The 24669-nt window shown below is 64.6% G+C and carries 30 protein-coding genes; 7 read left to right on the top strand and 23 right to left on the bottom strand.

Annotation, left to right across the window (positions count from 1 at the left end; translation table 11 throughout):
* From GPJ75_RS18070 to GPJ75_RS18040, 7 genes are all read right to left on the bottom strand, one after another.
* The coding region (locus GPJ75_RS18070; protein WP_205602573.1) for an undecaprenyl diphosphate synthase family protein at nt 1–90 on the bottom strand (90 nt) is incomplete at its 3' end.
* 186 nt (nt 91–276) lie between these two features.
* Nucleotides 277–837, bottom strand: a complete 561-nt coding sequence (gene frr, locus GPJ75_RS18065) for a ribosome recycling factor (RefSeq protein WP_163269858.1) — start codon at nt 835–837, stop codon at nt 277–279.
* An 11-nt stretch (nt 838–848) separates the two neighbouring features.
* Nucleotides 849–1598, bottom strand: coding sequence for a UMP kinase (pyrH, locus tag GPJ75_RS18060; protein ID WP_159586459.1), 750 nt, complete (start codon nt 1596–1598; stop codon nt 849–851).
* Nucleotides 1599–1782: 184 nt separating this feature from the next.
* Entirely contained in the window at nt 1783–2703 is a 921-nt protein-coding gene (gene tsf / locus GPJ75_RS18055) for a translation elongation factor Ts (protein ID WP_163269856.1), read from the bottom strand.
* A 136-nt stretch (nt 2704–2839) separates the two neighbouring features.
* On the bottom strand, nt 2840–3724 hold the full coding sequence (rpsB, locus tag GPJ75_RS18050; RefSeq protein ID WP_163269854.1) for a 30S ribosomal protein S2: 885 nt from the start codon (nt 3722–3724) through the stop codon (nt 2840–2842).
* A gap of 243 nt (nt 3725–3967) precedes the next feature.
* Entirely contained in the window at nt 3968–4363 is a 396-nt protein-coding gene (locus GPJ75_RS18045) for a heme-copper oxidase family protein (protein ID WP_163269852.1), read from the bottom strand.
* 192 nt (nt 4364–4555) lie between these two features.
* Nucleotides 4556–5389 carry a cell envelope integrity EipB family protein gene (locus tag GPJ75_RS18040; RefSeq protein ID WP_163269850.1) on the bottom strand — a complete coding sequence of 278 codons (834 nt, stop codon included), beginning with the start codon at nt 5387–5389 and terminating at the stop codon, nt 4556–4558.
* 116 nt (nt 5390–5505) lie between these two features.
* Between GPJ75_RS18040 and GPJ75_RS18035 the strand changes: the two genes are divergently transcribed.
* The 5 genes from GPJ75_RS18035 (at nt 5506) to GPJ75_RS18015 (ending at nt 9711) form a co-directional block, all read left to right on the top strand.
* Nucleotides 5506–5970, top strand: coding sequence for a RidA family protein (locus GPJ75_RS18035; protein ID WP_159586455.1), 465 nt, complete (start codon nt 5506–5508; stop codon nt 5968–5970).
* Between the two features lie 11 nt (nt 5971–5981).
* Nucleotides 5982–6692: a glycerophosphodiester phosphodiesterase gene (locus tag GPJ75_RS18030; protein ID WP_163269847.1), complete on the top strand. Its 711-nt coding sequence runs from the start codon at nt 5982–5984 to the stop codon at nt 6690–6692.
* Between the two features lie 41 nt (nt 6693–6733).
* On the top strand, nt 6734–7918 hold the full coding sequence (locus GPJ75_RS18025) for a GNAT family N-acetyltransferase (RefSeq protein ID WP_163269845.1): 1185 nt from the start codon (nt 6734–6736) through the stop codon (nt 7916–7918).
* A gap of 72 nt (nt 7919–7990) precedes the next feature.
* On the top strand, nt 7991–8431 hold the full coding sequence (locus tag GPJ75_RS18020; protein ID WP_163269843.1) for an HIT family protein: 441 nt from the start codon (nt 7991–7993) through the stop codon (nt 8429–8431).
* Nucleotides 8428–9711 (top strand): O-antigen ligase family protein, encoded by a 1284-nt coding sequence (locus GPJ75_RS18015; protein ID WP_246249113.1) that lies wholly within the window; start codon nt 8428–8430, stop codon nt 9709–9711. Before GPJ75_RS18020 ends, GPJ75_RS18015 begins: the two co-directional genes overlap by 4 nt.
* A 17-nt stretch (nt 9712–9728) precedes the next feature.
* On the opposite strand, the gene GPJ75_RS18010 is transcribed toward GPJ75_RS18015, so the two are convergent.
* From GPJ75_RS18010 to clpS, 4 genes are all read right to left on the bottom strand, one after another.
* Entirely contained in the window at nt 9729–10079 is a 351-nt protein-coding gene (locus GPJ75_RS18010; protein WP_163269841.1) for an AzlD domain-containing protein, read from the bottom strand.
* Nucleotides 10076–10822 carry an AzlC family ABC transporter permease gene (locus tag GPJ75_RS18005; RefSeq protein ID WP_163269839.1) on the bottom strand — a complete coding sequence of 249 codons (747 nt, stop codon included), beginning with the start codon at nt 10820–10822 and terminating at the stop codon, nt 10076–10078. The genes GPJ75_RS18010 and GPJ75_RS18005 overlap by 4 nt, the downstream gene beginning before the upstream one ends.
* Nucleotides 10823–10975: 153 nt before the next feature.
* Complete coding sequence (gene clpA, locus GPJ75_RS18000) at nt 10976–13414, bottom strand: ATP-dependent Clp protease ATP-binding subunit ClpA (RefSeq protein WP_163269838.1); 2439 nt, start codon at nt 13412–13414, stop codon at nt 10976–10978.
* A gap of 8 nt (nt 13415–13422) precedes the next feature.
* Complete coding sequence (gene clpS / locus GPJ75_RS17995; protein ID WP_205602572.1) at nt 13423–13767, bottom strand: ATP-dependent Clp protease adapter ClpS; 345 nt, start codon at nt 13765–13767, stop codon at nt 13423–13425.
* A gap of 344 nt (nt 13768–14111) precedes the next feature.
* Here clpS and GPJ75_RS17990 point away from each other — a divergent pair, with 344 nt between their 5' ends.
* Nucleotides 14112–15443, top strand: a complete 1332-nt coding sequence (locus GPJ75_RS17990; protein WP_425483170.1) for an SPOR domain-containing protein — start codon at nt 14112–14114, stop codon at nt 15441–15443.
* A gap of 34 nt (nt 15444–15477) precedes the next feature.
* On the opposite strand, the gene GPJ75_RS17985 is transcribed toward GPJ75_RS17990, so the two are convergent.
* The 11 genes from GPJ75_RS17985 to GPJ75_RS17940 form a co-directional block, all read right to left on the bottom strand.
* A complete protein-coding gene (locus GPJ75_RS17985; protein WP_163269836.1) occupies nt 15478–16173 on the bottom strand; it encodes a DnaJ domain-containing protein in 696 nt (231 codons plus the stop codon).
* A complete protein-coding gene (locus GPJ75_RS17980) occupies nt 16170–16901 on the bottom strand; it encodes a VWA domain-containing protein (RefSeq protein WP_163269834.1) in 732 nt (243 codons plus the stop codon). The genes GPJ75_RS17985 and GPJ75_RS17980 overlap by 4 nt, the downstream gene beginning before the upstream one ends.
* A gap of 48 nt (nt 16902–16949) precedes the next feature.
* Nucleotides 16950–17384 (bottom strand): DUF1489 family protein, encoded by a 435-nt coding sequence (locus GPJ75_RS17975; protein ID WP_163269832.1) that lies wholly within the window; start codon nt 17382–17384, stop codon nt 16950–16952.
* Nucleotides 17385–17456: 72 nt separating this feature from the next.
* The gene (locus GPJ75_RS17970) at nt 17457–17834 is read right to left on the bottom strand and encodes a GFA family protein (RefSeq protein WP_163269830.1); all 378 of its coding nucleotides are present in this window, start codon (nt 17832–17834) and stop codon (nt 17457–17459) included.
* 12 nt (nt 17835–17846) lie between these two features.
* Nucleotides 17847–19247 carry an L-serine ammonia-lyase gene (locus GPJ75_RS17965; RefSeq protein ID WP_163269828.1) on the bottom strand — a complete coding sequence of 467 codons (1401 nt, stop codon included), beginning with the start codon at nt 19245–19247 and terminating at the stop codon, nt 17847–17849.
* Nucleotides 19248–19508: 261 nt separating this feature from the next.
* Nucleotides 19509–19637: a hypothetical protein gene (locus GPJ75_RS27615; protein ID WP_281354822.1), complete on the bottom strand. Its 129-nt coding sequence runs from the start codon at nt 19635–19637 to the stop codon at nt 19509–19511.
* Between the two features lie 252 nt (nt 19638–19889).
* Nucleotides 19890–20687, bottom strand: a complete 798-nt coding sequence (locus GPJ75_RS17960; RefSeq protein WP_163269826.1) for a YdcF family protein — start codon at nt 20685–20687, stop codon at nt 19890–19892.
* Between the two features lie 44 nt (nt 20688–20731).
* Entirely contained in the window at nt 20732–22219 is a 1488-nt protein-coding gene (gatA, locus tag GPJ75_RS17955; RefSeq protein WP_163269824.1) for an Asp-tRNA(Asn)/Glu-tRNA(Gln) amidotransferase subunit GatA, read from the bottom strand.
* Nucleotides 22219–22701, bottom strand: coding sequence for a GNAT family N-acetyltransferase (locus GPJ75_RS17950; protein WP_163269822.1), 483 nt, complete (start codon nt 22699–22701; stop codon nt 22219–22221). Before GPJ75_RS17950 ends, gatA begins: the two co-directional genes overlap by 1 nt.
* A gap of 5 nt (nt 22702–22706) precedes the next feature.
* Complete coding sequence (gatC, locus tag GPJ75_RS17945) at nt 22707–22994, bottom strand: Asp-tRNA(Asn)/Glu-tRNA(Gln) amidotransferase subunit GatC (protein WP_163269820.1); 288 nt, start codon at nt 22992–22994, stop codon at nt 22707–22709.
* A 90-nt stretch (nt 22995–23084) separates the two neighbouring features.
* Nucleotides 23085–23792 carry a metal-dependent hydrolase gene (locus GPJ75_RS17940; RefSeq protein WP_163269818.1) on the bottom strand — a complete coding sequence of 236 codons (708 nt, stop codon included), beginning with the start codon at nt 23790–23792 and terminating at the stop codon, nt 23085–23087.
* 73 nt (nt 23793–23865) lie between these two features.
* Between GPJ75_RS17940 and ruvX the strand changes: the two genes are divergently transcribed.
* On the top strand, nt 23866–24351 hold the full coding sequence (ruvX, locus tag GPJ75_RS17935) for a Holliday junction resolvase RuvX (RefSeq protein ID WP_163269816.1): 486 nt from the start codon (nt 23866–23868) through the stop codon (nt 24349–24351).
* On the opposite strand, the gene GPJ75_RS17930 is transcribed toward ruvX, so the two are convergent.
* On the bottom strand, nt 24318–24635 hold the full coding sequence (locus GPJ75_RS17930; RefSeq protein WP_163269814.1) for a DUF6105 family protein: 318 nt from the start codon (nt 24633–24635) through the stop codon (nt 24318–24320). The two genes, ruvX and GPJ75_RS17930, sit on opposite strands and share 34 nt — an antisense overlap.
* Nucleotides 24636–24669 lie beyond the last annotated feature (34 nt).

The following is a 24669-nucleotide window of genomic DNA, read 5'->3' as shown; positions in this document are numbered from 1 at the left end:
CACGGTGCGGCGCAGCGCTTCGACACCGGCGCGGTGGCCGGCCGTGCGCGGCAGGCCGCGGGCGCGCGCCCAGCGGCCGTTGCCGTCCATGATGATCGCGATATGCGCGGGCTTCACCCGGTCTTCCCCCTTTGGCTCCGATGGCCGCTCGTGGTCTGACCCAAACGGATGGTACCCATCTGTTTGGATAAGTCAGCCCACAAGCTATTAATCCGGTGGGGCGATTTGTCCTGACAGATGGGTACCATCTGTCAGGATCGCACCACTAGGCGATCGTCAGACCTGCATGATTTCAGCTTCCTTGTCCTCCAGAAGCTTGTCGATCACAGAGATCGTCTCGTCGGTCATCTTCTGCACGCGGTCGGACTGCTGATGGTGCTCGTCCTGGCTGATGTCGCCGTCCTTTTCGGCTTTTTTGAGGTGCTCCATGCCGTCGCGGCGTACATGGCGCGCCGCCACGCGCGCGCTCTCCGCATACTGATGGGCAATCTTCACCAGTTCCTTGCGCCGCTCCTCGTTGAGCTCGGGCAAGGGGATGCGCAGGGTGGTGCCCTCGACGATGGGGTTGAAGCCGAGGTTGGATTCGCGGATGGCCTTGTCCACCGCCTGCACCATCCCCTGGTCCCATACCGAGACCGAAATCATGCGCGGCTCGGGCACAGAGACCGTCGCCACCTGGTTGATGGGCATGGAGGTGCCGTAGGCCTCGACCTGGACCGGATCGAGGAGATTGGCCGAGGCACGGCCGGTCCTGAGCGAGGCGATATCGTGCTTGAACGCGCTCACCGCGCCGTCCATGCGCCTGTGGAGATCCTTGAAATCAACACCCTCGGGCATAACTGCCTCCCTTACGCTTTGACCGCGTCGAGGCCTGCCGGGTCGTTGTCGACGATCGTGCAGTGCCCCGCGCCCTTCAGAATGGCCGCGAACCCGCCTTCTTCGTGAATCGAGAAGACGATTATCGGTATGTTGTTCTCCCGCGCAAGGGCAATCGCCGCCGTGTCCATGATGCCGAGCCCTTCGCGCATGACGCGCTCGTGGCTCAGGCGCTCGTAGCGCACGGCGTTCTTGTCCTTGTGCGGATCGGCGGAATAGACCCCGTCGACCTGGGTTCCCTTGAAAAGCGCATCGGCGCCGATCTCCGCCGCCCTGAGCGCCGCCGCCGAATCCGTGGTGAAGAACGGGTTTCCCGTGCCGCCGGCGAAGATCACCACCTTGCCGGCGTTCATGTAGCTGGTCGCCTGGCGCTGCGAGAAGCTCTCGCACAATTCCGGCATGGCGATGGCCGATAATACCACCGCGTCGACGCCGATCTTGACCAGCGAGGTCCTGAGCGCCAGCGAATTGATGACGGTGGCAAGCATGCCCATGTGGTCGCCGGTCACCCGGTCGCCGCCCTTGGAGGCCACCGCGACGCCGCGGAAGATATTGCCGCCGCCGATGACGACGCCGACCTCGACACCCAGCGCGCGGGCCGCGGCGATGTCGGCGGCGATGCGGTCGACCACGGAGACGTCTATGCCGAAGCCCTGCTCTCCCATCAGGGCTTCGCCCGAGGCCTTCAGCACCACGCGGCGGTATAGGGGGGTCAAGCTCATCGTCTCCTCTTTACCATCCAGGTGTCACCGGTTTCCTGTCGCCCTACACGAAGGGCACCGCGTTGTCACGCGGTGCCCTTGCAGTTCCGGACAACCGATCCTCTACCACCGGCCCGCCTGGGCGCTTGCGGAAAAGTCGCCGTCAGCGGTCAAACCCAGCGATCAAACATTGCGACCGTCGGTATTACTTTTTCACCGCGGCCGCCACTTCGGCGGCAAAATCCGAGGTCTCGCGCTCGACGCCCTCACCCAGCGCGAAGCGCAGGAAGGCGGTGATCTTGGCGGGTGCCCCGATCTCCTTCTCCGCCTCTTTCAGCGCCTGCTCGACCGTCAGGTCGGGGTTGATGACGAAGGCCTGCTTCAGGAGGACGACCTCCTCGAAGTATTTGCGCAGCCGGCCTTCCACCATCTTCTCGATGATGTTCTCCGGCTTGCCGGACTGGCGCGCCTGGTCGGAGAAGATCTCCTTCTCGCGCGCCACCGCGGCCGGGTCGACCTCGCCTTCCGTCAGCGCCGCCGGGTTGGTCGCCGCCACGTGCATGGCCACCTGCCGGCCGAAGTTGCGCGCGACTTCAGCGTTGCCCTCGGTCTCGATCGCCACGAGGACACCGATCTTGCCGAGCCCGTCGGCCACCGCGTTGTGGACATAGGTCGCCACGGCGCCCTTGCCGACCGTAAGCTTGGCCGAACGGCGCAGCGTCATGTTCTCGCCGATGGTGGCGATGGCTTCCCTGATCGTGTCTTCCACGGATTTGCCGCCCGGATAGGCCGCCGCCGCAACCGCTTCGACGCTGCCGTCGGTGCCAAGCGCCACCGCGGCGACATTGCGCACCAGGTCCTGGAAGGCGTCGTTGCGGGCCACGAAGTCCGTCTCGGAATTGACCTCGACCGCCACCGCGCTCGTGGCGTCGGAAGCGATGCCGATCAGCCCTTCGGCCGCCGTGCGGCCGGACTTCTTGTCGGCCTTGGAAATACCCTTCTTGCGCAGCCAGTCGACCGCCGCCTCGATGTCGCCGCCGGTCTCCGAGAGCGCGGTCTTGCAGTCCATCATGCCCGCGCCGGTCATCTCGCGCAATTGCTTGACCTGTGCTGCCGAAATGCTCATCGTTGCCTCTTCATGTCCAAATTATGCGTGCGGCCCGGGCCCGCAAAGGGCGCCGCGGCCGCCGTCACCGTCGGGGCCGACTGGCCCCAGGAATGGGAGAAGGGGTAAAGCCCCCTTCCCTCAGGATCGTCGTCCCTCAGGACTTGTCGGCGTCCTCTGCGGGCACTTCCGCCGGCGCTTCGCTGGCCGCAGCCTCGTCCGCGGGCGCCTCTTCTGCCGGGGCCTCTTCTGCAGGGGCCTCGGCAACCGCCTCGGGCTCGGCCGGCACGTCTTCCAGCACCCGCTCGGCCGGCGCTTCGGCCGCTTCGCCGACATCCATGCCGAGCGCGCCCTGCTGGCGCTCGATGCCGTCGATGGCGGCCCTCGCTATCAGGTCGCAGTAAAGGGCGATGGCGCGCGAGGCGTCGTCGTTGCCGGGGATCGGATAATCCACCACCTCCGGGTCGCAGTTGGAATCGCTGATGGCGATCACCGGGATGCCGAGCCGGCGGGCTTCCTGCACGGCAATGGCTTCCTTGTTGGTGTCGATCACGAACATCATGTCCGGCGTCGAGCCCATGTCGCGGATGCCGCCCAGCGCACGCTCCAGCTTGTCGCGCTCGCGCTCGAGGTTCAGCCGCTCCTTCTTGGTGAAGCCCTCGGCCTCACCCGACAGAAGCTCGTCGAGCTTGCGCAGGCGCTGGATCGAGTTGGAGATCGTCTTCCAGTTGGTCAGCATGCCGCCGAGCCAGCGCGAGTTCACATAGTACTGCGCGCAGCGCTTGGCCGAGTCGGCGACGATGTCGGAGGCCTGGCGCTTGGTGCCGACGAACAGCACGCGGCCGCCCTTGGCCACCGTGTCGGACACGGTCTTCAGCGCCTGGTGCAGAAGCGGCACCGTCTGGCTCAGGTCGATGATGTGGATGTTGTTGCGGGCGCCGAAGATATAGGGGCCCATTTTCGGGTTCCAGCGGTGGGTCTGGTGTCCGAAGTGCACACCAGCTTCAAGAAGCTGGCGCATGCTGAAATCTGGCAGAGCCATTGTCGTTTTCCTTTCCGGTTAAGCCTCCGCGGACCGTCAGGCGGCAAGGCCGCCACCGGAGGTGTCAGCCGGATGTCTCCCGGACAGATACCTATTGGCCCGCGTGTGGAATGGGCGCGCATATAGAGGCATATGAAGACGAATGCAAGCGCCGGTGAGGGTGAACCGGCGTGAGGACCTCCGCGGGAGGAGGCGCCACCCGCGGGTTGGCTCCCTATGCTGCAGCGCATGCGGTCTTAACGGTCACTCGGCCGGAAGTGCCCTCGGCGCTGGCTCCTTGCTGTAAACTACCACACCGAACATCAGGACACCCAAAAAGATGACCAGGGAGCTTATGGCGGTCAGCGGCTCGAATGCAGTATACCCAAGATAAAGCAAGTACAGTGACGGCACAATCACCGCGACTCCTGTTGTATAGACCAAGTATTGAAGGTTCGCGAGCCTGCTCGTGGCTTTTGAGGGGTTAAGAGCATAGTAGCCGCCAAAGATCGCCATCGTCACCCATCCAAGAAGGTTGGCGTGGGCATGGGCGCCGATGACATTGTGCGTTCCAGAGATCGCCATTTGAAGGCCCATGGCGATACCTATGACCAGAAAGACGATAGCCGTCTTGAAGAAAAGCGTTGCTAGACTCGGCATGGCCGTTTCCCCTTTCGATCTCTCATCTTGAAGAGGCCGGCAATTGTACGGCGGAACACTTTACGCCGATAGCTGAACAAAATAGGCAGGCAGGCTCGGAGTTCGATGGGCCATAAGCCGGGAGTGGAAAGGCGGCCCTTCACCTCAGCCGGCGATGCCTCGGGAGCGCGAGTGCAGCGCCCGCCCCGCGCCTTAATTGCCGCTTTCGCGGGCACACCCCTCGTCCGGCTCGAAAAGCGTCAGATCGGCCAGCTTCGCCGTCATCGAATAATCGGCGTAGCGGATCATCATGTCGCGCTGGATACCGCTCTCATGCAGCTTGAAGCTGACATTGTATTCGCTGACCTCTTCGCCGTCCGACGCCTCGCCGTCGAAATAGGCGGCCGTCACCGGCAGAAACGTGTCCCGGGCAAGCGGGCCCAAGGCCTTACGTTCGGTGTCGCCCTCGTCCACCGGCTTCGGTTCGCCGACCACGACCGAGACCATCACCGCGTTGTCGGTGAATTCGGTTCCGTCGAAGATGGCGCTCTCGTAGAAGCGCTCGCCTTTCTTCGCCTTTTCCAGAAGCTCGCGCAGCTGACCCGTGGGAAAGAGCACCGTCGCGAACGACCGCTCGGTCTTTTCCGGCTGCTCGTATTCGACCACCGTGCCCGTGTCCTTGCGCCTGGCGGTGCCCTTCACTTCGTTGTCGAGTTGCTCGTCGATAAAGGATTTGGTGACGAAGCGGAAAGTCTCGCCCGCCGCGTCCTCGAAACTGGTCACCCGCTGGTCGACCAATCTCGACCCTTCCGTCATCTCAAAGCGCATGACAATACGGGACTTCAGGGTATAGCCTTCGCATGCCGATCCGGAGAATTCGAAAACCCAGCGGCCGGTAAGCGCTTCGATCTGCGCCTCCTCGTCCGCCTCGGAAAGTGCGAGATCGTAGACGGCGCGATGCGGCAAAAGGGCCTGCGCGGCGGCCGCACCGGCAAAAGCGCACAGGAACGATGTGAGGAGCAGCACGGAAGCACGCGGTACACGCATGTGGAAATCTCCGTCATGGAACGGTTTTATGGTATCGCGCTTCTCAGCCACGGATGAACGCCTGTCGTGGCGAAAGAGAGGCGATTTTGCAAGGGCGAAGAGCGAGGAAAACATTCATGGCCACCACCATCGAGAAGCGGCTCCTGGAACTGGGCGTCGAACTGCCGGCGCCGGCGACGCCGGCCGCCAACTATGTGCCGTCCGTCAAGACGGGCAATCTGCTCGTGACCTCCGGCCAGCTTCCCATGAAAGACGGCAAGCTGATGGCCATGGGCCTTTTGGGCCGTGAGCTCGGCACCGAAGCCGGCAAACTGGCGGCCAAGTGGTGCGCCGTCAACGTTTTGGCCCAGGCTCGCGCCGCTCTCGGCGAACTGGAGCACATCAAGCGCATCGTCAAGATCACCGTCTTCGTCGCCTCGACGCCGGACTTCACCGAGCAGCACCTGGTCGCCAACGGCGCTTCCGATTTTCTCGTCGCCGCTCTTGGCGATGCTGGCCGCCACGCCCGTGCCGCCGTCGGCATGGCCTCCTTGCCGATGAATGCTCCGGTGGAAATCGAAGCCATTATCGAAATCGCTTGAGGCTCATCCGCATGCCCGACATCTCCTGGCTGACGGCACGGCCGATCGCCCACCGCGGCTTTCACGACATGAACGACAAGCGGTGGGAGAACACGCTTGCCGCCTTCGCGGCGGCGGCCGAGCGTGACTACGCGATCGAATGCGACGTGCACCTGGCCGCCGACGGCGTGCCGGTGATCTTCCACGACGAGGAGCTGGAACGGCTCACCGGGCAGGAAGGCAAGGTCTGGCAGCGCACGGCGGCCGAGCTTGCCGCCCTCAATATCGGCGGCACCAAGGAGCGGGTGCCGACACTGGCGAAGGCGCTCGAGGCGATCGGCGGGCGCGTGCCCGTCGTCATCGAACTCAAGGGTATCGCCGGGCATGACGCCGGTCTGGTGGAGAGCGTTCTTGACTGCCTTTCCGCCTATTCCGGCCCGGCCGCCCTCATGTCCTTCAACCATTGGATCATCCGCGGCCTTGGCAGAAACGCGGGGCGGTTCCCCGTCGGCCTCACCGCCTGCGGCCGGAGCACGGCCGACATGGAGGCACATTTCTCCATGCTGGCGCATGGCATCTCGTTCGCCTCCTACAGCGTGGACGATCTGCCCAACCCCTTCGTCTCCTTCCTGCGCGAGCGCCTTTCCCTGCCCGTCATCTCCTGGACGGTGCGCAACGAGGCGGGCGCGGAAAGGACCTTCCGCTACGCCGATCAAATGACCTTCGAGGGATTTGCACCCTAAGATTCGATATCTATCTTGTGTGCAATGGCACGGGACACGACATGCACGACACCACCCCGGCAGCGACCCTGACCGTTGCGCCCAGCCTGGATGCCTTCACGGCGGAGGAATGGGCCGGTCTTTCCGGCGCCGCGCGGGGAAACGAGGGCGCGCCCTACAATCCGTTCGTCTCCCACGCCTTCCTCACGTCGCTGGAGGAAAGCGGCTGCACCACCCGCGGGACGGGATGGCTCGGCCAGCACCTCAGGCTGGAAGACGCGAGCGGCGCGCTCCTGGGGGCTGTGCCGTGCTATCTGAAGTCCCACAGCCAGGGGGAATATGTCTTCGATCACGGCTGGGCCGATGCCTTCGAGCGGGCTGGCGGGCGGTATTATCCGAAGCTGCAGGTCTCCGTGCCCTTCACGCCCGCCACCGGGCCGCGCCTCCTGGTCGGCCGAGGCGCCAATCCGCGCGCTGCGCGCCAGGCGCTGGCCGAGGGGCTGAAGACACTCACCGACCGGCTGGGCGTCTCCTCGCTCCACGTCACCTTCGCGCGGGAAGAAGACGTCACCGCGCTGGAAGCGGCGGGCTTCCTGATGCGCACCGATCAGCAGTTCCACTTTTTCAACGAGGGCTACACGTCCTACGACGACTTCCTGGCCAGCCTTGCCTCACGCAAGCGGAAGGCGCTGAGGAAGGAGCGGCGGGCAGCCTGCGAGGCGGGCATCGAGATCGACTGGCTGACGGGCAGCGACCTGACCGAGGCCGCGTGGGACGACTTCTTCGCCTTCTACATGGATACCGGCAGCCGCAAATGGGGCCGCCCCTACCTCAACCGGCGCTTCTTCTCGCTGATCGGCGAACGGATGGCCGACGACATCCTGCTCGTCATGGCCAGGCGCGGAGGGCGCTATATCGCCGGCGCCATCAACTTCATCGGCGGGGATGCCCTTTACGGCCGCAACTGGGGCTGCGTCGAGCATCATCCCTTCCTGCATTTCGAGGTTTGCTATCATCAGGCGATCCAGTTCGCCATCGAGACGGGCCTGAAGCGCGTGGAAGCCGGCGCGCAGGGCGAGCACAAGCTGGCGCGGGGTTATTTGCCGGTTATCACCCGCTCCGCCCACTATATCGCCCACCCCGGCCTGCGCCGCGCCATCGCCGACTATCTGGCGCGCGAGCGTGAGGATGTGGAGACGATGGGCGAGATTCTTGCAGAACATTCTCCCTACAGAAAGGAAGCGTGAAAAACCGGGACTTGACCGGCGCCCGTCCACGTCACAAAACATCGCGGCGGCTTAAGAAAATCGAGGAACGCAATGACGACGAAGGCTTACGACGAGGGCAATCCCTTCGCCAAGATCCTGCGCGGCGAGTTGCCTGCGCACAAGATCTACGAGGACGAGGAGACGTTCGCCTTCATGGATATCATGCCGCGCGGCGACGGCCATTGCCTGGCGATCCCAAAGCGCCCTGCCCGCAACATATTCGACGTCGACCCCGACAGCCTCGCCGCCCTCATGCGCACCGTGCAGAAGCTGGCACGCGCCGTCGTCAAGGCGCTCGGCGCCGACGGGGTGACGGTCCAGCAGTTCAACGAGCCGGCCGGCGGCCAGATCGTCTTCCACCTGCACGTCCACATCCTTCCCCGCTTCGAAGGCGTGGCGCTGCGCCCGCATACCGGCGAAATGGCGGACCAGGCCGTGCTGGCCGAGCAGGCGCGGAAGATCCGCGCCGCGCTGGAGGTTGACGGGGCGTGAAGCTTTCCCGCGAGACGATCGGTACAGCCTGGGCCGGAATGCGGTACCCGGCCGTCAACAGACTTTTCACATTCGCCTGCTTCTCGACCTCGCCGCCGCTGGGCTCGGTGGCCAGCTTCATCTGGCATGGCGGCGCGCTCTGGTGCACGTTCGAGATCGCATCCGGCCGCCGCAGGCTCAGCACCGACCGCTATATGCTGGTGTCGGCGATCCTGCTCTATACCTATGTCGCGGCAGGCCTCCTGTCCTTCCTTCTCAACGATCCACGCTGGGAATATGCGCATACGCTCATTCCGCTGGCGACGTTCGTCTTCTTCCCCTTCTCCTATTCGATCTGGAGCATCTCGCATAAGGACGATCTGTCATCCGCCGCCGCTCTTGCGGGCATGACGGCCGGCTACGGCGCCCTGGCGCTGGCGCTTATCCAGTACTTCATTCTCGGCATGCGGGTGGAAGGCGGGGCCGGCAATGCCCTGGTTTTCGCCACGGTCACCTGCATGACCGGCTCCGTCAGCTTGGCCGGCGCGCTCATGCTGACGACGCGTTGGCAAATCCCCATGGCGGGGGGGTATCTGGCGGCGGTCCTGGCGGTGCTCCTGTCCGGCTCCCGATCGGTATGGCTGGTCATGGCAGTCGTCTCGCTCGCCATCCTCCTTGTCTGCCACCGCCAGCTGCGGACACTCCTGAAGGGCCACCTCGTCAAGACAGTCGCCGCCATAGCGGTGATCGCTACTCTCTCCTCCGGCGTTCTATTGAGCCGCGTGGAGAGCCTGTCCGCCGACTGGGCCGAGCTGGCGGAAAATGGAGAATACGATTCTTCCCTCGGCCTTCGCCTGGCTCTGTGGAAAGTGGGCACGGATCGATTCTTCGAACGCCCCTTGCTGGGCAACGGGCCTCATCGTACCCATCAGCTCATCCAAGATGGGCTTGCCAACGATTTCGACCTTAGTGTCCAGTTCACCCACTTCCACAACGGCTTTCTGACGCTTCTGGTCGAAACCGGGCTCATCGGCGGGGGCGCGGTGATCGCGCTTTTCCTGCTGGTGGCATGGGTGACGATACGCACGCTTGCCACCAGCAGCGAGGAAACCGCCCGTTTCGGGGCGATGATCCTGCTCATCTTCTTCTTGAACTATGCCCTCGGCGGCAGCTTCAACCTGGTCCTAGGGCACGACATCATCGACGTCATGTTCATGATCTTCCTGATTACCGGCTTGCTGCTGGCATGCGGGACGTCGATGCAGGAAGGCAAGGTTGCGGAAGCAAAAACAGAAGGTTAGGCGCAAAAGCGCGAGGTTTACGGGAAAACCAGCAAACCCATGCCGAGGGTAGCCTCGCCCACCAGGATGCCAACGATGACGCGTTTGCCGGCGGCGAGATAGGCGAGAAATCCGGCTATGCCGGCACCGACGCGAAGAAGAAGCGGCGTGCCGGCGAGCGCGCCGCTGGGGAAGATCACGAGATTGGCGATGACGGCGGCCACCAGCGCCGTGGCGATGCAGCGCACCAGCACGATGAGTTCCGATTCCTCGGAAATCCGCCCGCCGAGATAAACCCCGAGAAAGCGCCAGAAATCCGTTGCCAGCCACCCGGCGACGAGGATGAAGACATAGGGCCACCACCAGGCGTCGATCGCGGTAAATGTCACGCCTGGTGCCTCCTCTTGCCGACAAGGTGAATGCCGAAGGCAGCCAGCCCCGCCACCATGCCCGCGGCTACGAGGTCGAAATCCGGCGTCAAAAGGTGGAAGACGGGACCGAGCGCGAGGCCGAGTATCATCGCCACCTGCCCTGCCCGCTCGCGCGCCGAGCCCCACAGCGAAGTGAGGAAGTACATGGGCGTGAGGAAGAAAAGTGCGGCCGAGACGGCGGGCGGCAGCCGCCCGGCGATCAGGAATACCGCCGCCACCACCACCATGTTGCCGAGCACCAGCGTGGAACCCAGCCCCGCATAAAAGGAGGTGCGCATCGGCCGCGGCACATGCCGGAACCGATCCATCGCCAGGACCCAGGAGGTGACGGCGACGAAATGGGAAAGCGCGTAAAGCACCCAGGTCGGCGTCTTGGCCGTGCGCATCTCCGGCGTCAGCGCCACCACCATCGGCGCCAGGCGCACCGACGACAGGGCCACGGCGAAGGCCGCCGCCGGAAGACCGTTGCCGGCCAGAATGGCACCGACAAGCACCACCTTGCCCGGCAGCGCCCAAACGACGCCGGTCATGAAGACGGTCTCGGCCAACGTCAGCCCGGCATCGCGCGCCAACCCGGCAAAGCCGACGAAGGCGCTTACCAGGATAAGGCCGGGAATGGAGAATGCAGCGCGGGCACCGCGCCTGAACCAGGCGGCGCGCCCTTCATGACCGCCGGATTGGGCAATTTCGAAATCGTGCATGGAACCGCCGAATAGCACAGCCGCCGGCATCATGCGACAAGCCTGCCGCGCTTCTCTTGGCTCACGGACGGCTCTCGGCTTGCACCAGTTGGGCAAACAAAAAAGCGCGGATCCATAAGACCCGCGCCCATTGTCCAGAAAGCCTACGTGGCGTCAGTCCTTGCGCGGCAGTTGCGGCACCAGGCTGCGCTTGGGCGGTTCCTTGCGCGCCGGCGGGCGCTTTGCCTTGGGCTTGGCTTTCGCCACGCCCGGCTTCCTCTTCTTCGCCGGCGCCGTCTCGCGTTTCGGCTTCACAGGCGCATCGTCGGGGATCGCGTCGAGCTTCAGCGCTGCCTTGTCCTCATCCAGCGTCACGCGCACGGTGCCGCCGCGCTTCAACTTGCCGAACAGGACTTCCTCGGCGAGCGGCTTCTTGATGTGCTCCTGGATGACGCGGCCGAGCGGACGGGCGCCCATGCGCTCGTCGTAGCCCTTCTCGGCAAGCCAGGCGACAGCCTCGTCGGACAGATCGAAAGTGACGCGCCGCTCGGCGAGCTGCGCCTCGAGCTGCATGACGAACTTCTGCACCACCTGATGCACCACCGGAACAGGCAGCGAACCGAACGGGATGATGGCGTCGAGCCGGTTGCGGAACTCCGGCGAGAAGAGCCGGTTGATCGCCTCCATGTCGTCGCCCTCGCGCTTCGACGAGCCGAAGCCGATGGCAGGCCTTGCCATATCCGCCGCGCCCGCATTGGTGGTCATGATCAAGATGACGTTGCGGAAGTCGATGCGCTTGCCGTTGTGGTCGGTCAGCTTGCCGTGGTCCATGACCTGCAACAGGATGTTGAACAGATCCGGATGCGCCTTCTCGACCTCGTCGAGCAGGAGCACGCAGTGCGGGTGCTGGTCGACGCCGTCGGTGAGAAGGCCGCCCTGGTCGAAGCCGACATAGCCCGGAGGCGCGCCGATCAGCCGCGAGACGGTGTGACGCTCCATGTATTCGGACATGTCGAAGCGCAAAAGCTCCACGCCGAGCGAGGCGGCGAGCTGGCGGGCAACCTCGGTCTTGCCGACACCCGTGGGGCCGGAGAAGAGGTAGGAGCCGATCGGCTTTTCCGGCTCGCGCAGGCCGGCGCGGGCGAGCTTGATCGACGAAGCGAGCGCCCCGATGGCCTCGTCCTGGCCGTAGACCACGCGCTTCAACTCGGTCTCGAGGCCCGAGAGCACCTTCTCGTCATCGGCCGAAACGGTCTTCGGCGGGATACGCGCCATGGTGGCGATGGTGTTCTCGATCTCCTTGACGCTGATCGTCTTGCGCCGCTTGGACTCGGGCAAAAGCTTCTGCGAAGCGCCGGTCTCGTCGATGACGTCGATGGCCTTGTCGGGCAGCTTACGGTCGTTGATATAACGCGCCGAGAGCTCCACCGCCGCCTTGACGGCATCGTTGGTGTATTTGACCCTGTGGAAGTCCTCGAAATAGGGTTTCAGGCCCTTCATGATCTCGATGGCATCGTTCACCGTCGGCTCGTTGACGTCGATCTTCTGGAAGCGACGCACCAGCGCCCGGTCCTTCTCGAAGAACTGGCGGAACTCCTTGTAGGTCGTCGAGCCGATGCAGCGGATAGCGCCCGCCGACAGTGCCGGCTTCAACAGGTTGGACGCGTCCATGGCGCCGCCGGACGTGGCGCCGGCGCCGATCACCGTGTGGATCTCGTCGATGAACAGGATGGCGCCGGGGAAATCCTCCAACTCCTTGACGACCTGCTTCAGCCGCTCCTCGAAATCGCCGCGATAGCGGGTGCCGGCGAGCAGCGTGCCCATGTCGAGCGCGAAGATGGTGGAATCGAGCAGCACCTCCGGCACGTCGCCCTCGACGATGCGCTTGGCGAGCCCCTCGGCGATCGCCGTCTTGCCGACGCCGGGATCACCCACATAGAGCGGGTTGTTCTTGGAGCGGCGGCACAAGATCTGGATCGTGCGGCTGATCTCCGGCTCGCGGCCGATCAGCGGGTCGATGCGTCCCGCCCGCGCCTTGGCGTTGAGGTTGATGCAATAGGCAGACAGCGCGTCCTGCTGCTGCTTCTTCTTCGCACCCTCCTCCGTCTCCGCGCCGGGCGCGCCGGCCTGGTCCTCGTCGGCGCCGCGCGGGGTGCGCGTCTCCGAGGCGCCGGGGCGCTTGGCGATGCCATGGCTGATGTAGTTGACCGCGTCGTAGCGGGTCATCTGCTGTTCCTGCAGGAAATAGGCGGCATGGCTCTCGCGCTCGGCGAAGATGGCAACGAGCACATTGGCACCCGACACTTCCTCCCTGCCGGAGGATTGCACATGGATGACGGCGCGCTGGATGACGCGCTGGAAGCCCGCGGTCGGCTTTGAATCCTCGTCATAGCCGGTGACGAGATTGTCCAACTCGCCATCGATATAGTCGAGCACCGTGCGCCTCAACTCGTCGAGATCGACGCTGCAGGCCCGCATGACGGCGGCTGCATCGCCATCATCGATCAATGCCAACAGAAGATGCTCCAGCGTGGCATATTCGTGATGGCGTTCGTTGGCATAGGTCAGCGCCTGATGCAGCGCGCGTTCCAGGCCTTGCGAGAAAGCCGGCATTCAATACCTCATTTCTTTTCCATCACGCACTGCAGCGGATGCTGATGCTGACGGGCAAAATCCATGACCTGGGCCACCTTGGTCTCGGCCACTTCGAATGTATAGACGCCGCATTCACCGACGCCGTGGTTGTGAACGTGCAGCATGATCGTGGTGGCAGCTTCCCGGTCCTTCTGAAAGAAGCGCTCCAGAACATGAATGACAAACTCCATCGGCGTGTAGTCGTCATTCAAGAGCAGCACGCGATAGAGGCTCGGCTTCTTGGTCTTCGTCCGGGTCCGGGTAATGACCGCCGTGCCGCGCCCGGTGCCGTTGCCGTCCTCACGGGCCATCCGCAAAGGGTCACCTGGCATCTTGCTCTCGCCGATCGTCACTGGTCCCATGCTCTCCGCCGCGCCTCTCCGTGAGGAGCGACATGTAGGTACTCACCTGACGATTTTAAGCCCTTCTGCCGTGCTGACAATACGGATTGCGCGCACCCTGCCGCAATTTTTCGAAACACGGCGCTTGCGGCCGCCTATAAGGGGCGCCAAGCTCGGCCTTTGAGTCTGGCCCCCGTTCAAATCCATTTCAAATATGTTTCGAATTGGAAAATTTTATGCAGGATTTAAGACACCATAAACGAATTGGTAACGGCCCCGCCCTACCGTCGATAAAAATGGGTCGATCGGTTGAGGCCCTCAACGAAGATTATACAATGGGTGCGGTCGTGCGTCAGGCACTTGCAGCTTTCGCGGGGTTTTTTCGGCTTTCCTTCAGTTTCGCCATAGCGGCGATGACCGCCGCGGCGTTGATGCTCGCGGCAGCCCAGCCTGCCGCTGCGAATTCGAAATACGCAGGCATCGTCATCGACACCAAGACGGGCAAGGTGCTCTACGAGGATAGTGCCGACGCCCCGCGCTACCCCGCCTCGCTCACCAAGATGATGACGCTCTACCTCGTCTTCGAGGCGCTGGAGAGCGGCAGGATCTCCAAGAACTCACGCATCACCTTCTCGCGCAACGCTGCCGCGGAGCCGCCGACCAAGCTCGGCGTGCCGGCCGGCCAGAGCATCGTCGTGGAGCAGGCTATCCATGCGCTCGTCACGCGATCGGCCAACGACGTCTCCACGGCCGTTGCCGAATTCCTCGGCGGCTCGGAAGCGAAGTTCGCTGCGATGATGACGAACAAGGCGCGCCATCTGGGCATGTCCTACACCACCTTCAAGAACGCCCACGGCCTGCCCAACAGCGCGCAAAGGACGACGGCGCGCGACATGGCGCGGCTCGGCATCGCGCTGCGCGAGCACTTCCCGCAATATTACGACTATTTCTCCACCCGCTCGTTCACCTATGGCGGCCGCCGCATCAGCACGCACAACAACCTGCTCGGCCGCGTGAAAGGTGTCGACGGCATCAAGACCGGCTATATCCGCGCTTCCGGCTTCAACCTCGTCTCATCCGTCTCGACGGGTGGAAAGAGCATCGTCGCCGTGGTGATGGGCGGCAGGACCGCGCGCTCGCGTGATGCACATATGGTCAACCTCATCCAGCGCACCCTGCCGAAAGCCTCGACCGGCGGCGACCGCATCCTGATCGCCAGGGGCGCAGCCACGCAGACCGTCGCCGCGGCCATGCTGCCGCGCAGCGCGCCCGTGCCGGCGGACCGCCCCGAGGACGCTCCCGTCACGGCTTATGCCGAGGAACAGGGCTCGGCCACCGCCGCTGCCGCAGCCTTCCCGGAGGCCGTCGCCCCGAGGCCTCAGGCCGAGGTCGATCCGGTGTCGACGGCTTCGACCGCCATGCAAGGATGGGTGATCCAGGTCGCCTCGATGCCGAGCGAAGACGAGGCCAAGCGCCGCCTTGCCGAGACGAGCCAGCAAGCAGCGACCGTCCTGGCCGACGCCACGCCCTTTACCGAGGTCTTCCAGATGGATGGCAGGACCTATTACCGCGCCCGCTTCGGCGGCTTTTCGGGCAAGTCGGACGCGTGGCGCGCCTGCGAGACGCTCAAGAAGAGGAACGTCGCCTGTTACGCGGTGGAAAACTGATCGCTCTGCTTGGTAGGTATCTGCGTCCAGGGAGTTACTCGTGATCGGACAGGAGAACATCTCGCGCTTCGTTGATGCGCGCAGCAAGAAAGGACGAGCCGCCCATATCGGGATGCAGACGTTGCATCAGGCGGCGATGAGCCTTGCGGATTTCCGCCGCGGGCGCACCAGCCTCAAGACCAAGGACCTCGTAGGCCTCCTCCTTGGTCATGCGGCCCGCACCGCGCGCGCCTCCATGCCGCCCGCCCTCGTGCGCATCCGCGCCTTCGCGCCAGACGGGAAAGCGGCTGTCAAGATACGTTTCCAATAGCTGCAGGCTCTCGCCGTCGCCGCCTAGCTCGGTCCTGAGCGTCAAAAGCTCCTCAAGGCTCATTTCGGCGAGACGCCGCCCTTCGTAGCGGCCAGCGAGCACCGTTCCCTCAAGGGCGCCGGTGTCGTGGTCGAGCTCCATTTCGAGCGCCGCGGAGCGCACGGTCGAGCGCTGTCCTCCCGCCCGCCTGGCGTTGCCGCGCAGCCGGCTGGAGCCGAGCCACGCCGCCGCCCCGGAAAGAAGCATGCCGCCGAGCCCTGCCCTGCCGGTAAACAGCATCACCAGCCCCGCAATGCCGAGCACGAGCGGCCCGGCAAGACGCAGCGCGCCGGCAATCGCCGTCGGGCTGGCGCGCGTAAAGGCGAGTGCGGCCAGAAGCAGCACCAGCAAGAGCGCAAACGCGACAAAGGGAACGGTCATCGCCTCCTGCCGCTCAGATGCTCGATCATGAGCCGGTCTTCCGCGCTGCCACGTGCTTCGAGCGCGGCAAGGCCGCCGGTGGCGAAAACAGCAACAGAGGAGAGCAGCCTGGCAAGCGTGTCGGCGGCGCTGCGGTCGAAGCGGAACCAAGCCCCCTTGGACAACCGGGCGATCTCGCGGAAAGCGCTGGTAGCGGCCGGATCGGACCCTTCCTGGAACAGGAAGACCGGCACGCCCTTCAACCCCAACTGCCCCGCCCGCTCGGCCAGTTCGTCGACATTCTCCTCCATCGCATCACCGATGAAAACCAGCGCGTTCACCTTGCCGCGTTCATGCTCCCTCAAGGCATGCGACAGCACCTTGCCGATCTGCGTGCGGCCGCCGCGGCAGTCGATGCGCGTCATCAGCCTCTTGAGGGCCGCCGTATCGGTGACGAAACGCGAGGCGGCGCTCTCGCCGAAGCCGCGGTAATAGACGAGCTGCACGGCGAGCGCACCCGCCTTGCCCACGGCATCGAACATCTTCGCCTGTATCTCGCAGGCAAGGTCCCAGGTGGGCTGGCGGCTCATGGTGGCATCGAGCGCGAGGATGAGGCGTCCGGCTCCTTTGCCCGGCATGGCGAGGGCCCTTGCCTGGCGCACGAAGGCCTCCACCGCGCTCTTCTCCGAGCGCGGCTTTGAGACGTCCGCCCTTCGGCCGGTTTCGACCGGCGTCTTCTTGTCGCTCATGAGAACAAGATGTGGTGAGCGAGCGCCGCTGGCAAGCCCTTCGCCGCCTTACAGGAGACCAAGCTCGGTCAGTTCGCGGCGCAGATGGTCCGGCATCTCGTCCGCGCCCTCTCCCGAGCGGATGTCCAGCGGCGCATCCTCGGGCTTGAGATAGCGCCAGCCCTGGAAAGGCCGTTTCGGCTGCCATTCCGTGCGCACGACTTGCCGGTCCAGCACGAGACGGCAGCGCGAAATCCCCTCGCCGTCCGTGAAGGGGCGGATGTCGAGAAGCCGCTGCCGGCACTGCACCATACCCTTGACCACCCAGTAGAGCGATCCGCCGTCGGTAAGCTCCGCCATGCGCTTGGGGATCATGCGCGTGGTGTGGAAATGCTCGACCGGCTCACCGCGCCGCCTCTTCTCCTCAAGGCGCATGGCGATCCATGCCTCCAGGTCTTCCGGGCTGTCGCAGCCGACACAGAGTTTTATGAGGTGAAGCGCCATAGGGCGTTTTTTAGGACGGCAGGTTGGCGGAAGGAAGGCTTATCGGGATGCGTTCCACAGCTCGCGCCCCGATCAGCCGATGGGATCCTCGACCCACGGATGCCGGTGCTCGGCATAGACGGCTTGCACCGGCGCCGGGAAGGCCGGATCGGCGAACGCGCCGACGGCGACGGCAAGCAACTCCGGCTTGCGTTGTGGCTCCCAGAAAACCGTCGAACCGCAAGAAGGACAGAAATGAAACGTCACTGGGAAGCCGCTGTCGGACGGGCGCGCATAGCGTCGGCTCGAGCCTTCCACATGGACATCCTCCTTACGGAAGAAGGCGGCAATGCCGTAGGTGCTACCGGTCCGCCTTTGGCAGGCAAGGCAATGACACAGCGACACCTTTTCGGGCTCGCCGGCACAAGCCACGCGCAGGTTGCCACAAGTGCACGTCGCAATTCTCGCCACGGCCCACCTCCGCTAGCATTCCACCACATTCACCGCCAGACCGCCGAGGCTGGTCTCCTTGTAGCGCTCGTTCATGTCGAGCCCGGTCTGGCGCATGGTCTCCACCGCCGCGTCCAGTGAGACGAAGTGCTTGCCGTCTCCCTTCACGGCGAGCGAAGCGGCGGTGACGGCCTTTACCGCGCCCAGCGCGTTGCGCTCGATGCAGGGCACCTGCACGAGGCCGGCCACCGGGTCGCAGGTCATGCCCAGATGGTGCTCCAGCGCGATCTCGGCGGCGTTTTCCACCTGCTCGGGCGTGCCGCCCAGGACCGCGGCCAGCCCGGCAGCCGCCATGGCCGAGGCCGAGCCCACCTCGCCCTGGCAGCCGACCTCGGCGCCGGAGATGGAGGCATTGTGCTTTACGATGCCGCCTACGGCCGCCGCCGTCAGCAGGAAGTCGCGGATGCCCCTTTGGTCGGCGTCGACATGGAAGCGCAGCCAGTAGCGCAGCACTGCCGGCACGACGCCGGCTGCACCATTGGTCGGCGCGGTGACGACGCGCCCGCCGCCGGCGTTCTCCTCGTTCACCGCCATCGCGTAGACGGACAGCCAGTCGTTGGCGGCAAGCGGGTTGGGCCGGTTCTGCCGCCATTCCTCCTCCAGCTTCTCGTGGAGCTGGCGCGCGCGGCGGCGCACCTTCAGCCCGCCCGGCATGACGCCGTCCTGCGACAGCCCGCGCTCGATGCAGCCGTGCATGGCTTGCCAGATGCGGTCGAGGCCGGCATCGAGCTCCGCGGCGTCCATGCGCGTTTCCTCGTTCGCGCGCTTCATCTCGGCTATCGAGAGCCCGCTCTTCGCCGCCATCTCCAGCATCTCGCGCGCATTGGCGAAGGGATAGGGCACATCTCGGTCGACCGCCGGCTTCTTCGCGGCCTTCAGCGCCTGCAGTTCCTCTTCGGAGACCACAAAGCCGCCGCCCACCGAGTAATAGATGCGCCTGAGCAGCAACCGGTCGTCGGCGTCGAAGGCGTTGAAGGCCATGCCGTTGGCGTGGCCGGGCAACGGCGCTTTCCTGTCGAAGATAACGTCGCTCTCGGGATCGAACCGGTATTCGGGATGGCCGGGCGGGCCGAGGCGCCGCGTCCGTCTGATCTTGCCCAGAACCTCGTCCGCTTTATCCGGGTCCACCGTCAGCGGCGTCAGGCCTTCCAGCCCGAGGATCACCGCCCTGTCCGTTGCATGCCCGACGCCCGTGAAGGCAAGCGAGCCGTGCAGGCTGACCGACAGTCGCGCAACTTGCGCGCCCGCCGGCCGCGGCCACTCACCTTCCGCAATCTCGCGCAGGAAACGCTCCGCCGCCACCATAGGCCCCATGGTGTGGGAACTCGACGGGCCGATGCCGATCTTGAAGAGATCGAACACGGAAAGAAACATGCTCCAACTCCGGCTGCACGGGAACGCTGCACTCTTCCATGCGCGTACCCGCCCGCATATGCGTGTCAGGAAACGACATCGCAAGCGCATCGGCCCGAAAATCGGAATCGATTTTCGGAAGCACGATGCGCAGGTTCAACAACCTACAGCGTCCTTTGTGCGTCCTAAAGGACGCACGGCGCTGTAGTGCAAGCTTAAAAACAAAAGGGCGCAGCCGAACGGCTGCGCCCTTTTGTTCGAAGTGAACCGGTTCTGTTGCTCTCAGCTCGCCGCGATTACGGCAAGAGATTCGCTTCCTGCAAAGAGCCAGGCCAACAGGATGATGCCGGCAAGCCCGATCACTGCCTTGGCGGTGACGCCCCAGCAGGATTTCTGAACGCTTTCGTCCATTGAATTCCCGTTTAGTCGTTGTTCTTGCGCCAGCCCAAACGCCCCCGTGGCCGACCGCTTCAGCCGGGAGATACTCCGCTCCATGCGGCGATGCAACCGGAAAAGCGGCAAGATGTGGGCGCCGGATCATCACCCACCGCTGTGACGCGTGTACCAATACAGTTATTTCAACAACTTATTCGGAAGGCGGCGTTCGCAAATTTTCAACGAATACGGCGAAATGCGGGCGCTATCCACAGACCCCAAACGGTCTCAGCCCGGCGCAGGCAACAGGCGGTCGATTCGTCCCGTCAACCGGTAGGCCAGAAGCCCCACCCATTCGCGCATTGCCGTTGTCGTGTTGCGCAGCGAATCGAGCACATTGTCGGCGGCAAGGCCGAAACGCTCCGTGCCCGATGTCTTGTAGTCGACCGGCCAGGGCACAATGGGGAAATCCGCCTGTCGGAAAGCGCCTACGGCGCGCGGCATGTGAAACGCGGAGGTCACGAGCAGCCAGGTCTCGCCGGGCCGTGGGGCGACGAGCCGTTTCGAGAATTGTGCGTTCTCGTAGGTATCGCGCGAGCGGTTCTCCATCTCGATCCGCTCCCGCGCCACGCCGAGCGCGGTGAGAAGCCGCGGCGCTGTATCGGCATCGCCCTCACCCGCCAGGAAGACCGAGCCGGAGCCGCCGGAGATGACGAGGCGGGCATCCGGATACCGGAGCGCCAGGATCGCAGCCTCGACAAAACGGTCGCCGCTGGCGTTCAACTCGTAGCCGCCGCGCGCCAGGTTGATCGCGCCCTCGAAGCCGCCACCCAGCACAATGATGCCGTCAATGTCCTCAAGCGTTTCCGCCGGCTTCTGAAAGTGGTTCTCCAAGGGATGGAGAAGCAGCGCCCCGAGCGTCGTCCAGCCCGACAGGCCAAGCACCAACAGACCCAATAAGCCGAAGGAGACCGACAGCCGGCGCCATCGCACAAACGCTGCCACCAGCGACGCCGCGACCAGCAATCCCGTCAGATTGACCGGCTGGATCAGCGTCCAGAAGACGGCAGAAGCGAGATGGAACATGGCGTCCGCCTCCCTGCCATCAGACGCGGCGGCGGACCATCATCCTACCACCAGCGCTTCGGCGCGAACCTGCCCGCCGCCTGCTCGATGACGTGGCCGGTGCGGAAGAGGGTTTCTTCGTCGAAGGGCCGGCCGATGAGCTGCAGGCCAAGCGGCAGGCCCTTGCCGTCGAGCCCGGCCGGCACGGCAATGCCCGGCAGGCCGGCCATGTTCACCGTGACGGTGAAGATGTCGTTGAGGTACATCTTCACAGGGTCGGCATCCATGTCCTGCTCGGCGATGCCGAAGGCGGCCGACGGCGTGGCCGGTGTCAGGATGGCATCCACCCCGGCGGCGAACGCTTCCTCGAAATCCCGCTTGATGAGCGTGCGCACCTTTTGCGCCCTGAGATAGTAGGCATCGTAGTAGCCGGCCGACAGCACATAGGTGCCGATCATGACGCGCCGCTTCACCTCACGGCCGAAGCCTTCGGCACGCGTCTTCTCGTACATCTCCGTCACGTCGCCGCCGGGCACGCGCAGGCCGTAGCGCACGCCGTCATAGCGGGCAAGGTTGGACGAGGCCTCGGCGGGCGCGACGATATAATAGGCCGGCAGCGCGTATTTCGTGTGCGGCAGGGAGATGTCGACGATCTCGGCGCCGGCTTCGCGCATCCATTCGATACCCTTCTGCCACAGCGCCTCGATCTCATCGGGCATACCGTCGATGCGGTATTCCTTGGGAATGCCGATCTTGAGCCCCTTGACCGACTGGCCGACCGCCGCCTCGTAGTCCGGCACCGGCCGGTCGACGGAGGTGGTGTCCCTGGGATCGACCGAGGCCATGGATTTCAGAAGGATCGCCGCGTCGCGCACGTCGCGGGCGATCGGCCCGGCCTGGTCGAGCGAGGAGGCAAAGGCCACGATCCCCCAGCGCGAGCAGCGCCCGTAGGTGGGCTTGATGCCGACGGTGGCGGTGAAGGCGGCGGGCTGGCGGATGGAGCCGCCCGTGTCGGTTGCCGTCGCGCCCGCGCACAGCCATGCGGCGACCGCGGCAGCCGAGCCGCCGGACGAGCCGCCCGGCACCAGCGCCTTGTTGTCGCCCTCGGCGCGCCAGGGATTGACCACCGGCCCGTAATAGGACGTCTCGTTTGACGAGCCCATGGCGAACTCGTCCATGTTGAGCTTACCCAGCATCACCGCGCCGTCCGCCCACAGATTGGCGGTGACGGTGGATTCGTAGCGCGGCTCGAAGCCGTCGAGGATATGGCTGGCCGCCTGGGTGTGCACGCCTTCTGTCGCGAACAGGTCCTTGATGCCGAGCGGAATGCCCTCCAACGCGCCGGCCTCGCCCCTGGCGATGCGGGCGTCGGACGCCCTGGCCATCTCGCGCGCCTTGTCCGGCGTCGCCACGATATATGCGTTGAGCGCGTCATTCGCCGCCTCGATGGCCGTCAGATAGGCCTCGGTCAGCTCAAGCGCGGAGATGTCGCGCGTCGCGAGTTTCTCGCGGGCTTGGGCGATGGTCAGTTGGGTCAGGCTGGAATCGGTCATCAGGCCGCTTTTTCTTCAATCAGGAGTTTCTCGTAGAACCGGGAATATTCCGTGTCCGGGTAGTCCAGGAACGCGCCGCAACGGCGGAACCCGCCCGCCTCGTAGAACCGCCAGACGGCGGTAAAGCCATCCGTCCCGCCGGTCTCGAGCGCCAGGCGATGGATCCCCTTTTCCCGCCCAAGGGCTTCCACCGCTTGCAGCAGCAGCCGGCCCACCCCGCTGCCGCGCACCGCCGGCCGCGTCCACATGCGCTTCACTTCGGCCAATCCCCCGTCATGCACCTTGAGGGAACCCATGCCCATGGCCGCGCCGTCCCCGCCACGCGCGACGAGGACGGTGGTATGCGGCTCCGCCATCTCTTCGGCCGTCATCTGGAACTGATATTCGGGCGGCGACAGCGGGTAGAGGTGTGTGTTCAACTCCTCCACCATTGCCCGAACGTCGTCCTGCAACGGGGTTTCGACGGCGATCGCGATTGCCATCGCCGCTACTCCACCACCTTCGGCACGACGAAGAAATTGTCGTCGCCGGCTGGCGCGTTGGCGACGATATCCTCGGCCTTGCTGCCGTCCGTCACTTCGTCCTGGCGCATCTTTATTGCCGTGGGGATGACGGAGGTCATCGGCTCAACGTCTGCGACGTCCACCTCGCCCAACTGCTCCACGAAGCCGAGAATGGCGTTGAGCTCGCCGGTCATGCGGGCCGCCTCCTCGTCGTCGACGGCAATTCTGGCAAGCTTTGCCACGCGTTTCACGGTCTCGATATCGACGGACATGCTGCTCTTCCTTGCCAGGGGAAACAATGGCACAGGCCTATAGTCGCGCCCGGCGCGGGGCGCAACAACCATCGCCCAAAAAGCCGTCTTCTAAAGCTCCATCGGCTTGCCGCGCTCCGGCGTCAGCACCTTGGTGTCGGTCCCCTTCATGCCCTCGATAAATTTCTCCGCTGACTGGTCGATGATGGGGAAGGAGGCGTAGTGGCAGGGGATGACCGTCTCGAACTGGAAGAAGCGCTGGCAGGCGAGCGCGGCCACCGCACCGCCCATGGTGAAGCGGTCGCCGATGGGCACGATGCCGATATCCGGCCGGTGCAGTTCCTGAATCAGCGCCATGTCGCCGAAAATGTCCGTGTCGCCCATGTGGTAGAGCGTCTTTTCCTGAGGGAAGTGCAGGACGAGGCCGGCTGGATTGCCGAGATAGACGTTGGTCCCGTCATCCAACGGGAAGGAAGAGGAATGATGCGCCTGCACGAAAGTGGTGGTGAAGCCGCCGCAATCGACCGTGCCGCCAAGATTGCCGGGGTTGATCCTCTCCTGACTGGCGCCCTGCCCGACGAGATACATGCACACCTCGAAATTGGCGACCAGCATGGCGCCCGTCTTCTCCAGGATGGCAAGCGAATCGCCCAGATGGTCGCTGTGCCCATGGGTAAGCAGCACATGGGTGATGCCCTTTGCCGGGTCCTCCCAGCCGCCGTCCCACGACGGATTGCCGCTCAGGAAGGGGTCGATCAGGATTTTCGCGTCACCCGCCTCGACCCTGAAGGCTGAATGGCCGTACCAGGTGATTTTCATTGCACGCTCCTCGCTTGTTGAGGCTTTGGAGGATAGAACGAGCCGTCGCCGAGTCAAAGAAAAGGCCGTGGTCATGGGCGTACTTTCCATCGAAGACCTCGCCGGGACCCTGCCCGCGGGCCGCCCATTGGCAGGTATCGACCTCGGCACGAAGACCATTGGCCTTGCCATCTCCGACCTCGGTCTGTCGCTCGCCTCGCCGCGGCCGATGATCACGCGGAAAAAATTCACGCAGGACGCGAAGGTACTGCTCGATCAACTCACCCGCGAGAAGGCCGCCGCCGTCATCGTCGGTCTACCGGTCAACATGGACGGCAGCGAGGGGCCGCGCGCCCAGTCCACCCGCGCTTTCGTGCGCAACCTTTCGGCGATGACGGACCTTCCCTTCGCCTTCTGGGACGAGCGGCTGTCGACGGTGGCCGCCGAGCGGGCGCTGATCGAGATGGACGTCTCGCGGGCGAAGCGCGCCGGCCGCATCGATTCGGCGGCAGCCGCCTTCATCCTGCAAGGGGCGCTGGACCGGCTTCAGACGCTGCGGGCGGCGTCCTCGCGCGAATAGCCTGGCCGCCCCCGCCGCTCGGCAATCCATGCGCGGATGGCGCGGCGGCGGCGGAAAGCGAGGATAGCCATCAGGATGAACGTATCGACCACGCAGGCCCGCGCGAGCAGCGGCGGCAGGGCCGATGGCTCGATGCCCAGGATCTGCCCGTAGACCTCGAAGACGAGATCGTGCACCTGCCGGGTGAGCATCACGAAGCCGAAATTGATGTCGTTGAAGGACAGGAAATACCAGCCCCAGATGAGGCTCATCGGCAGCGCCCAGAAAATCAGGATGTAACGCATAAAGCCCCTCCGTCGCCGCATTCCGGCGTGGAAT

This window comes from Chelativorans alearensis, assembly GCF_010993735.1.
Classification (GTDB): Bacteria; Pseudomonadota; Alphaproteobacteria; order Rhizobiales; family Rhizobiaceae; genus Chelativorans; species Chelativorans alearense.
Note: the sequence above shows the minus strand (reverse complement) of the source record. Positions and strands in the feature narration are given on the sequence as shown.